6 protein-coding genes are annotated in these 11635 nt (G+C 49.1%); 3 read left to right on the forward strand and 3 right to left on the reverse strand.

Annotated elements, in window-relative coordinates; all coding sequences use genetic code 11:
* Positions 1 to 312 (forward strand): type IX secretion system membrane protein PorP/SprF (locus BMZ56_RS25110; RefSeq protein ID WP_143073032.1); only part of this gene is annotated, 312 nt, incomplete at its 5' end.
* Between the two features lie 75 nt (positions 313 to 387).
* Here BMZ56_RS25110 and BMZ56_RS25115 read toward each other — a convergent pair.
* The 3 genes from BMZ56_RS25115 to BMZ56_RS25125 are packed head-to-tail and all read right to left on the reverse strand — an operon-like array spanning position 388 to position 6222.
* Positions 388 to 1368, reverse strand: coding sequence for a sugar phosphate isomerase/epimerase family protein (locus BMZ56_RS25115; RefSeq protein WP_090632587.1), 981 nt, complete (start codon positions 1366 to 1368; stop codon positions 388 to 390).
* A 44-nt stretch (positions 1369 to 1412) separates the two neighbouring features.
* Positions 1413 to 2114 (reverse strand): NUDIX hydrolase, encoded by a 702-nt coding sequence (locus BMZ56_RS25120; protein ID WP_090632588.1) that lies wholly within the window; start codon positions 2112 to 2114, stop codon positions 1413 to 1415.
* Positions 2115 to 2145: 31 nt separating this feature from the next.
* Entirely contained in the window at positions 2146 to 6222 is a 4077-nt protein-coding gene (locus BMZ56_RS25125; RefSeq protein ID WP_177195307.1) for a two-component regulator propeller domain-containing protein, read from the reverse strand.
* A gap of 190 nt (positions 6223 to 6412) precedes the next feature.
* Between BMZ56_RS25125 and BMZ56_RS25130 the strand changes: the two genes are divergently transcribed.
* Together BMZ56_RS25130 and BMZ56_RS25135 are read left to right on the forward strand one after the other, a co-directional pair.
* A complete protein-coding gene (locus tag BMZ56_RS25130) occupies positions 6413 to 9637 on the forward strand; it encodes a SusC/RagA family TonB-linked outer membrane protein (RefSeq protein WP_218146668.1) in 3225 nt (1074 codons plus the stop codon).
* A 13-nt stretch (positions 9638 to 9650) separates the two neighbouring features.
* Complete coding sequence (locus BMZ56_RS25135; RefSeq protein WP_090632593.1) at positions 9651 to 11546, forward strand: RagB/SusD family nutrient uptake outer membrane protein; 1896 nt, start codon at positions 9651 to 9653, stop codon at positions 11544 to 11546.
* Positions 11547 to 11635: the final 89 nt, after the last annotated feature.

The following is an 11635-nucleotide window of genomic DNA, read 5'->3' on the forward strand; positions in this document are numbered from 1 at the left end:
GCGGGCGCGCTGTTTTCGATGGGTACGGACTTCCACCTGCGTCCGAGTGTGCTGGTTACGTATGCGGAGAATCTTCGTCCGCAGGCGGAGGCCTCCGCGCTGGTTTTCATCAAGGAGGTATTCGGCATCGGTATGAACGTTCGCAGCTACGGTGAGCTGGCGGGTATGGCACAGTTCAACTTCGGGGGCTTCGGATTGGGTTACAGCTACCAGTTCAACCCGGGCAGCGAGCCACTGGACCGGCGGATCAACAACACCACCCATGAGATCGGGCTGCGCTACCGCTTCGGCGGGGCGATGGGGCTGTTGTAAAGGTGTTTATAACGCAGTTCCTTATCGTTAACTAAAACAGACCCTAAGGTCCATTTGAATAGTGGAGTGTTTGAATTATTTCAGTAATTCCGTCTTCACATACCGATAGCTCTTTTCAATGCTTTCATAAGGATCAATGCGGATGACATCTTGCTCTACAAATACATATTGAAGGCCGGCGGTCTCTTCTTCTGCCATAATCTTTTTGAAGTCGATGCTTCCTGTACCAACTTCGGCATAGGTGATTGCTGAGATGATTTCCATCACAGGTTTCTGATCATAATCCGGGCCAGTTACCGTGGCGGTGTTTGATTTATCCATATCTTTAATGTGCCACAGCGGGAAACGGCCGGGATGCTTTTCAAAATACGCAGCGCTGTCCATTCCTGATTTCTCGCTCCAAAACAAATCCAATTCAAACACAACCAGATCTTTTTCGGTATTGTCCAACAGAATGTCCAACCCCTTACTGCCATCTTCCAACGTGCGGAATTCCCAGAAATGGTTGTGATAACCGATTTTGAGCCCTGACTTAGCAGCAAGGGCGCCCCCTTTGTTCAGCTGGTCGGCCATGAAATGATAATGATCCGCGGTCATTTTGTCGATCAATAACATCGGTGGTATGGGTACGATTACATATTTCTGCCCCAACGCTGCTGCGGTGTCCAAGTAGATTTTCAGCGCTTCTTCATCCCCATTTTCCGGCGTAAGGAATTCCGAAAGATCGTAGTGGCCGCTATACGATTTCAATCCGTTTGCCTGCAACTGCGTCGACAAATCACCCAGATTTAAGCCCCAGAATTGAATCTGACCATTGGCATCGGTTTCAGCGCCGAATGTTTCCACATGGTTGTAGCCGATTTCGGCAATGCGCGTAAGAGTGGACGTAGCGTCGTCAGCCAGTTGATCACGCAATGTATATAGTTGCAGGCCGATTTCCGTCAGTGGTGCTTTATGGGGTTGCTCCGAAGTACAGGAAAGGAAAGAAGGGGTCACATAAGCCGCAGCAACACCCAGTCCTGCTTGCTTCAAAAATGTTCGCCTATTGAAAGTCATATCGAATATCGTTTATTTGGCATATCGAAGGTAAGTTTTTTTAATTACTCATATTCAGGGTTGGATATAAAATTAAGAAATCGCGTGAATTTTTCAGTGTAAGCGGCTTTGTCTAATTTATAGTAGAAAGCGCCTTTTTTTGAGTTTTCCTTGTCTTTATCCGATTGTTTGATGAGCAGTCCCGTTGAACGCAGCTTGCGGGTGAAGTTTCGTTTATCCAATTCGACTTCATAGACCTGCTCGTAGAGCGTCATAATTTGGGGAATGGTGAATTTTTCAGGAAGCAATTCAAACAAAATAGGGTGTAACGCCGCTTTATAGCGTAGTTTCTGTTTAGCTTGTTGCACCATCTCGTCGTGGTCAAAGATTAGACTGGGTACCCGTTCTAGTTGAAACCATTCGGCGCGATAATCATCGTTGAGTTGCTTTTCATATTTTTTGATATCGATTAGCGCAAAATAGGTGATGCTGAGGGTTCGTTCTAGCGGGTCGCGGTCGGGCTTTCCGAACACCGATAACTGTTCCATATAGACGTCTTTCAGTCCGGTAAGTTGTCTAAGCACCCGCGAAGCAGCGTCTTCCGGCTTTTCATTCGATTGGACAAAACCGCCCATTAGGCTCCATTTATTTTTTTCGGGTTCGAACCCTCTTTTAATCAGTAGTAATTTTAAGTTGTAGCCGTCAAATCCAAAAATAATGCAATCCACTGCAACCAGCATGCGCGATTGTTTTGCGTATTTATCCATCGGTGGTAAATCTACGAATGAATTCTATTTTTTAAGTGTCTGCAAATGAGTTTTTTATTTTGGAAGGCTTTACTAGGGGATTTTTTTTCGTTTTCCCATATTTCCGTTTATAGTCCGAAGGTTTCATTCCGAAGAGCTTGGAAAACTGTTCACGGAAATATTTAATGTCGTTGAATCCGGCAGCGAATGCCGCTTCGCTGATTGTACAACCAGAATCGATAAGCAACTTGGCAACGGTGCGTAGCCGGATGAACCGGATAAACTCATTAGCGGATTTGCCGGATATCGATTTGATGCGTTTATAGAGGTTTGAGTGGCTCATGCCGATTTCTTCGGCAAGGGATTTAACGGTAAAATCCGCATTGTCCAACTGGCGCTCGACGATAGTGATGCAACGTTGGAGAAAATCGCTGTATTCTTTGGATATGTTATGTGGGTTGCTCTGCAGGGTTATCTCATTATAAAAAAAAGCCTGTAACTGGCTTCGGCTGTTTAGGAGGTTGGCAACCCGGGCTATCAAAAGCGCATTGTCAAAAGGTTTCGTAATGTAGTCATCTGCGCCGCCTTCTATTCCTTTCAATTTAACATCTTTTGAAGTGCTGGCAGTAAGGAGTATAAGAGGAATATGGCTGAGCGAAGGATCCTGTTTGATGCAAGTGCAAAGGTCGATGCCGGACATTCCATCCATGACTACGTCACTGATGACAATATCCGGTTCGTGTTCTTTAATGAATTCCAATGCTTCCTGTCCATTTTCCGCTGTGTACACCGAAAAGTCCTTTTTGAATAGTTGGGCGATGTATTGTCTGATCTGTAGGTTGTCGTCAGCTACAAGCATGACCGGTCGCCCATCGCGCAGAACTGCTTCCTCTAATTCCTCCGCGGGTTCCTCAGTTAATTCTTCCAGGAACATAGAATGCTCCCCCAGGTCTTCCATCAATAGCTGTCCTTTGAAATGTTCCTTGCCTTTCAATAAGCGCAGGGTGAACTGGCTGCCTCGGTTTTCCCGGCTTACATACGATACAGTACCATGATGGGATTCAATGAATTTTTTTACCAAGAATAGGCCGATTCCAAAGCCGGACACGGATCGTTTATTTCCGAGCCGGTCACGGTAAAAGCGATCAAATAATGCGTCACCGATCTCGATTGGTATGCCACATCCGGTATCCGAAACCGTAAGTTCAATGTGATTGTCTCTTTCAGAAAGTTTTACCGTCACTGCGCCCTGTTCGGGAGTGAATTTGATGGCATTGCTAATTAGGTTAAAGAGGCATATTTCCATTTTTTCACGGTCGCCAAAAAGGTAAATGCTTTCTGAAGTACAGTGAAATCGGTAATCCAGCAAACGGGCGTCTGCGTGTTGCTTAAAGCAGAGAAATACTTCGTGGGCGAGGTGTTTCATGTCAAGCTTCACCAACCGAAGGTCGTCCGATTGATTTTCTGCCTTCTGAAACAACAGCAGCTTGTCCACGAGGCTTAGCAACCGTTTTGCGTTGCGATACACCAGCGTCAAGCCGTCGGTATCCGAAGTCTTATTATTGCTATATAGCATATCTTTGACCGGATTCACGATCAATGATAGCGGTGTGCGGAATTCGTGTGCGATGTGTGTGAAAAAAGCCAATTTCCGCTCGCTGAGTTCACGTTCCTTGGCAATCTCCATGCGCGACCATTCGACCTGATAGGTTAATCGGGTTTGACGTCTGTCGTAGACGATGTATGCATAAACGGCAGAGAGCCCGAGTAATAAGTACATCCCGTATGCCCAATACGTTCGCCACCACGGAGGTAATACTTCAATGGCCAGGATGCGTTCATCGCTGTTCCAGATCCCGTTGGCGTCTGTCGATCGGATTCGAAGGCAATAATTGCCCTCTCGAAGATTGGAATAAAAGGCACTGCGTTGGCGTTCGACGTGGTTCCAATCCTTGTCCCACCCTTCTAGGAAAAATGCATAGTTGATTTTATCGGGGAAGGAATATTCAAGGGCAGCGAAGCCGACGGATAACGATGCATCGTCATAGGGTAAAACTAACTTTTCTACACGGGCCGCGGTTGTCGGTGTGGCCGAAACGCTGTAATCATTGAATGGTTTGGTACCCGCTCGAATATCCGTCACAACGATTTTCGGCGCAAGCGGTTCAATACGGACGCTATCGGGGTAAAAGATGTTAAATCCATCGATCCCACCAAAGACTAATTCCCCCGATTGTAATTCAAGTGCCGCATTGTAGCTGAATTGGTTGCTTTGCAGGCCATCTGATTCGTAAAAATTCTGGAACCGGCCTTCGGCGGAGGAAAATTTGGCAATGCCGTTATAAGTGGAAAGCCACAGATTTCCGTGACGGTCATCCGCCAGTTGCAGTACGACATTACTGGGTAAACCGTCGGCTTCGGTATAGCGCTTAAAGTCGCCCGTATTTTTGTTAAATAACAATAATCCACCCCCTTCGGTACCTATCCAAAGCTGTTGCGAAGAGTCTTTCCGGATGCAGCGGACCGGATTTCCGATGGTGTAGTGCGTAGTCCTGCCATGGATTAGGTCTAAACGGATAAGTTCGGAATAGTCGCCAATCCAAAACGTGTCGTTTGCATCCTCTAGGATGCAAAGTGCATTAGTTATACCTGTCTCAACGGGTTCGAACCGGTCGTGTTGGCGGTTCAGTACAAAAAGCCCACCACCATCTAATGTCGCGGCCCAGATTCTGCCTTTGCTATCTTCCAATAACTGCCATATGTTGGCATATTTGTTTCCCTTTTCGGGATGGAAGCAGGGATAGGAGATAAAGCGGCGGTGTTGCGCGTCCCATCGGTTGATACCTCCTCCATAGGTACCTACCCAAAGCTGTCCCTGTTCATCTTGCAGGATACTGGTCACAAAATTGCTGCTGAGGCTTCCGGGAACTTCCGGCTGATGCTCAAAAAATTGGAACTGATCGGTGCGCCGATCCCAATGCGATAGTCCGCCGCCATCGGTTCCGATCCATAGTGAGTGGTCTTTTCCTTCGGCAAAGGAAAGAATGAAGTTTTTCGAGCTAGTTTTCCCTTCTGGGGTATTGTGCCGGATAAGCCCGAATTTCTGTGCTTGCGGATCGATGATGTTGACGCCGCCCCGTAACGTACCGATCCACTGGCGGGATTGAGGATCTTCATAGACCGCAAAAACAGCTTTGCTGGAGAGGGGGCCACCGTCATCGTGCCCCAAAAGATATGTAAATCGCCGGCTTTTGAGATCAATGATGGTGATTCCACCGCCGTCTGTGCATACCCATAGTTTGTTTTCCTTGGTTTTGCGTAGCGCCGTGACGCGATCATGAGACAATCCACTTTTTACGGTATAATGCGTAAGGTCATCGGTTGCAGGGTCATAGCGGAACAAGCCTTCTTCAGTGCCAATCCAGATACCGCCGTTTGCCGAAGCTTGTATGCACCGTGCTGATTGTACGCGGTTGGTTTTTATACGGACTACATGATTCGTTTTATCGTAATAGGCGACACCGACGTCTTTGATGATCATCCACAACCGATCTTCGGGGTCTATATCTACCCCCTGGACATCGTAATTGACTGTTCGATGACCGTGATGAATCAGCGGAATGGATGTTGCGACCGGGATGGCTTTGGAGCGTGTTTCGATAGCTAACAGTCCACGTTTTTCACTTGCTGCAAAAAGGGAACCATTTGCATTCACTGCAAAACCGTTTATGGCGAAATCAATCGCCGAATTCCCTGCTTTATCTTGTAGAAGGCGTAGAGATTGAAAGGTTTGCTCGTTGTAATCAAGTACTGCGGCACCGATTTTGGTAGCTACCCAGATTCTGCCGGTCGTATCTTCGATAATATCGGTAATCCGGTTGTCGGGAAGCGAAGTCTCCTGCCCGGGGCGATTCCGATAAGTTTTGAATTGATAGCCGTCGTACCGGTTTAACCCGTCAAAGGTGCCAAACCACATGAAGCCCATCCGATCTTGGTAAATAGCGGTAACATAATTGTTGGATAGACCTTGTTCAATACCTAGATATTTTACCTGACCATTAATTGTTGACCAGACGTTTAAATGCGTGCAAGTCAACAAAATCAGCAAGATTAAATTCTTCTTTGTCATAATAGGTAATGTGTGATGATTGTATCTGGAATGATAAATATCGAAAAACAAAATCGCTTTAGCAAACTTTGCGTGCATTTGGGTGGATTAAGAATTTACCCCCTCTTTTTGGTGAGAATCCCCCTTATTCGATTCACACAAACCATCGATACTTGTGACACCAGTTAAAATCATTTTAAAACCAATTTATATGAATCTTAAACACACTATTAATGCAATGATTGGTGGAATGATTCTCAGTGGAGCCGGTATCTTACCGATATCGGCCACTGGGCGTCCCTTCCATCCACCGGTGATGGGTGTCGAAAGTCCACATCCCGGTGCAAAACAGCAGTCGACCGTCGTCGGTACTGTCACGGCTTCCGCCGATGGATTACGACTTGCCGGTGTCAGTGTCGCTGTTAAAGGAACGAGTCTGGGAGTAAGCACCGACGAGGAAGGCCGTTATGCCATCGAAAATGTCCCGGCAAATGCCGTGCTGGTTTTCTCGATGGTCGGTTACACCACGAAAGAGGAGACAGTCGGTACCCGGAACATGATCGATGTCATTTTGGAGCCGGCTACGTCGGATCTGGAAGAGGTGGTTGTGGTAGGATACGGTACCCAGCGGCGGGAAACCATCACCGGATCAGTCGCGTCGGTAAAAAGTGCGGAACTGATGAAATCACCGACAGTAAATGTTTCAAACGCGTTGGCTGGCCGGTTGCCGGGGGTAGTAGCAACCCAAGCCAGTGCTGAACCGGGGTACGACGGGGCATCCATACGGATACGCGGTACCAATACATTAGGAAATAGTGGTCCGTTGGTTGTGATCGATGGTATCCCGGCGCGGGCCGGAGGATTCGAGCGACTCAGTCCGGCCGACATTGACAACATATCGGTGTTGAAGGATGCTTCGGCTGCGATTTATGGTGCGCGCGCGGCAAACGGGGTAATTCTCATCACTACTAAGCGGGGCAAAACGGGAAAACCATCGCTTTCGTATACTTTCAATCAGGCATTCTCGCAGCCAACCGTAGTTCCGAAGCTTGCAGACGCGGTACAGTATTCCGAAATGCGCAATGAGCTTGAAATTTTCAAGCTGCCCGTGGATGAATGGGCAGCAGCCCAAGCGGCGTTTAATGATGCCGGATCCTATACTCGGAACGACGGTTCGGTGTTAACCGCCCCAGCCTCACCTGAGGACATGCGGCTATATGCCGATGGATCGGATCCTTGGGGACATCCCAACACCGATTGGTATGGCGCCACATTGAAAAACTGGTCGCCGCAATCCCAGCATAACCTCCAGGTAAGCGGCGGTACGGAAGATATCAAATACCTCACTTCCATTGGCTACCAAGATCAGGATGCGTATTATAAAAAATCGGCAACGGGTTACGAGCAATACGACATCCGGGTCAACCTCGATGCCAATATCAATAAATACATCAGCACGAAAATCGGCTTGTTAGGTCGGCAAGAAGACCGGCATTTTCCCACGAAATCGGCCGGAACGATTTTCCGTATGCTGATGCGTGGCATTCCTACTGAACCGGCGTTCTGGCCGAACGGCATGCCCGGTCCGGATATTGAGTATGGCGAAAACCCGGTGGTCATCACCACCGACCAAACAGGATACGATCGAGACAAACGGTATTATTTCCAAACCAATGGACAGTTGGATATTACCATTCCTTGGGTGGAAGGATTGAAATTCAGCGGTACGGCATCCGTAGACAAATACATCAAGAAAACCAAACGGTGGGAAATTCCCTGGTACCTGTATACGTGGCAGGGCGATTACGAGGATGACGGTGTAACGCCCCTGTTGGTACGGGGACAGCGTGGTCCGGCTGATCCGCGGCTCACCCAAGGGGACGAAGATCAATTGAACGTACTGCTCGGTGGCGTGTTGACCTATGACCGCACATTCGGCAACCACACTTTGAACCTGCTGGCGGGTGTAAACCGGGAAACCATCCGGAACGACAACTTCAATGCGTTCCGGCGCTACTTTATCTCGAATAACATTGATTATCTTTTTGCCGGAGGCGATGCTGAGAAGAATAACGGAGGTGGAGCCTGGGAGCGCGCCCGGCTCAACTACTTTGGCCGGGTGGGCTATAATTTCCAAAGTAAATACATTGCAGAATTCCTCTGGCGGTACGACGGTTCTTACATGTTCCCTGAAAGCAGCCGGTATGGATTCTTCCCCGGCATCATGGCAGGGTGGATGATTTCGGAAGAAAACTTCTGGAAAGACGGCGTGCCTTTTGTAAACTACCTGAAATTGCGGGGGTCGTATGGGCAGATGGGGAATGATAACATTGAATACGACGGCGCGTTACAAGAATACCAGTATTTTTCTACCTACGGGTTCGGCACGTACATTGTCGGTAATGAACTGGTAAAGTCGCTCTACGAAAGCCGGGTGCCCAATTCGTTCATTACCTGGGAAGTCGCCAATAATTATAACATCGGTCTTGACGGGCAACTGATGAACAGTAAGTTCAACTTCACAGTGGAATGGTTTAAGAACCGGCGGGAAAGCATTCTCTGGCGAAGGAATGCGTCGATTCCGCAAACAACAGGTATGACATTGCCTGCCGAGAATATCGGCATTGTCGAAAACGGGGGTTGGGATTTCGCGGTCGGTTACACAGATCAGTTCGGCGACCTCAGCCTGAATGTCGGCTTGAACGGAGGGTATGCGAAGAACAAGATTATTTTCTGGGATGAAGCGCCCGGTGCGCCGGAATGGCAGCAGTCCACAGGCCGTACCATCAATTCGGGATTGTACTATATCTACGACGGTGTGTTCCGCGACGAAGCTGAGATTGCGGCAAACACCCTCGATTACTCGGCCGTCACCAATTCGCTGAGGCCCGGCGATATGAAGTTTGTCGATTACGACAACGACGGCGCCATCACGTCGGACGATCGTGTGCGGCGTGATAAAAATACGATACCCACATTTCAGGGCGGATTGAATGTCGGTATGCAGTATAAGGGATTCGATTTGACCATACTTTTCCAGGGAGCAACGGGAGGAGAACTGCGTGTCGGCGCTGATGAATCCGGTGCCATTGGGAATTTCCTGCTTGATTTCTATAAAAACCGCTGGCGCGTGGACGCTCCCAGTAGCGAACATCCGCGTATTGCCGATCGGAGCGACCAATATTATTCGTCTGGCAATACGTATTGGTTGAGAAATACCAACTACCTCCGGTTGAAGAACCTCGAATTGGGGTATACCTTCCCGACCCGGTGGATGGAACCTGCAGGCATCAGCAACCTGCGGATTTATGTAAGCGGATTCAATCTGCTGACGTGGGACCAAACCGATGTTTTCGATCCTGAATCAATCAACCAGACGGGGCAGTATTATCCCCAGGCGCGCCTGCTGAATACCGGTATCGCTGTTACATTTTAAACCCGAGAAAGAGATGAAACGATTCAAAAAATATCATGTGTTTGTACAGTGCCTATGGGTAATCGCAACCTGTACGGTAGCCTGTAATGACAATTTCGTAAGTACCCGGCCATTGGAGGAGGTGCCTGCTGATGCTACATGGCAGGATGTTGGATTGGCCGAGGCCTTTGTTACGGAAATTTATAACGGCTTCGGCCAGGGTGGATTCGATGAGGAAATGTTGGCTTCGCTATCGGACGAAGCAATGTTTACCCACCCCGGTAGGGGAATCAATGTGATTACCGAAGCCCGTTCGAACGATGCGGACCAGGGATGGAATAGCCAGATCAGCGGCGGAACCCACAACTGGGGGAGCCTGTATCGGCGGATCCGCGCGACCAATGTCGCTCTTGAGAATTTGGCAGAGCCGCAGTTCGACAATTCGTCGGGTGTCGCCGATCGGTTGAAAGGGGAAGCACTTTTCCTGCGTGCCTTTTTCTATACGGAGCTATTGAGGTATTACGGTGCTGTTCCATTGATCGATCGTGTTTATGGACTGGAGGACGACGATTATACCGTCGCCCGGAATACCTTTGAGGAGCAGGTAGAGTTTATTGTTTCCGACTGCGACCAGGCAGCGACATTGCTGGCGGATGCACCGGCTGTGGACGGCCGTGCTTCTTCCGCTGCCGCACTTGCATTGAAAGCCCGGGTATTGACCAAGGCAGCCAGCGATCTCCATGACATTCCCACGGCTTCGGCAAATTCCGAAGTGATCAGTGGGTACGAAAACCCCGAATACCTGGGGTATACCAGCGGCGACCGGAATGGCCGGTGGCAACGGGCGAAAGACGCGGCGAAAGCGGTACTTGACGCATATGGCCCTGGTTATATGATGGATTTGACCGAGCCGGTTACACCGGAAGAGGGTACGGAGAACTACCTGTCGATTTCAATGGGTGGTGGTAGTAGTGCCGTATCTGCCGATGGCAAAGCGGACCTCATACTAGGTCGGTTCTTCATTGACCTGAAAGATGAAGGTGGAAACTATGTTGGTCGGAACAACGGTCCGAACGGCTACCACAACTGGGCCGGAAACACACCCATCCAGCAGTTGGTGGATGATTATCCCATGGCCGACGGCAAGGCGTTCGACTGGGATAATCCGGCACACGCCGTGGCGCCGTACGAGAACCGGGATCCGCGTTTCTATGCGACTATTTTATATGATGGTGCCGACTGGAAGCCCCGCACCAGCGACGTAGCAGGGCGCGATCCGGTCAATCAGATCCAAACGGGACAGTATGAAGTAATGGATAAAGGAAACAAAGTAATCCATTATGGTTTGGATACCCGGAACAGCCCGATAGAGGACTGGAACGGCAGTCATACGGGGTATTATATGCGCAAATTCATTGATCCCAATCCCGCGGTAGTCGATCAGAATACAAGGCAGTTTATTCCTTGGCCGGTGCTGCGGTTTACCGAAGTAGTGTTGAACTATGTAGAAGCCTGTATTGAGCTAGGCCAAGACGAAGAAGCAAAAATCTGGCTGAACCGCATCAGGTTCCGCGCCGGAATGCCGGCCATTGCTGCATCCGGAGATGCACTTCGGGATGCATACCGGAACGAGCGGCGCATCGAACTGGCGTATGAAGAACATCGTTTCCACGATGCCCGCCGGTGGATGATCGCTGGAGAAACCCTGGGTAGAAAAGTGGGCATCATGCGCGTATTCGGACGGCTGAAAGCCGGCAGCAATGTTTCGGTATATCGGTATGATCCTGCAGACTACGACTACACGTATACGGTGAGTACTGTTGACCCAGGTATCGAAAACCGGCAGTGGCTGGATAAAATGTATTTTATCCCGATCCACCGCGACGAAATGAACCGGAATGATAAACTGGTGCAGAACCCAGGGTATTGAGTGTCACGAACAACTATATGAGAGTTGATGCTGTGCATATGATGAAGGTGGGCCCTTCGGTATCGGAATACAGGTTCCGGTACCAAACC

Origin of the sequence: Parapedobacter indicus, from assembly GCF_900113765.1 — a bacterium.
GTDB classification, from domain to species: domain Bacteria; phylum Bacteroidota; class Bacteroidia; order Sphingobacteriales; family Sphingobacteriaceae; genus Parapedobacter; species Parapedobacter indicus.

Excerpts from the sequence above, each read along its gene's own strand:
- BMZ56_RS25115 (WP_090632587.1), bottom strand. The coding sequence starts at position 1,368 with ATGACTTTCAATAGGCGAACATTTTTGAAGCAAGCAGGACTGGGTGTT.
- BMZ56_RS25120 (WP_090632588.1), bottom strand. The coding sequence starts at position 2,114 with ATGGATAAATACGCAAAACAATCGCGCATGCTGGTTGCAGTGGATTGC.
- BMZ56_RS25125 (WP_177195307.1), bottom strand. The coding sequence starts at position 6,222 with ATGACAAAGAAGAATTTAATCTTGCTGATTTTGTTGACTTGCACGCAT.
- BMZ56_RS25130 (WP_218146668.1), top strand. The coding sequence starts at position 6,413 with ATGAATCTTAAACACACTATTAATGCAATGATTGGTGGAATGATTCTC.
- BMZ56_RS25135 (WP_090632593.1), top strand. The coding sequence starts at position 9,651 with ATGAAACGATTCAAAAAATATCATGTGTTTGTACAGTGCCTATGGGTA.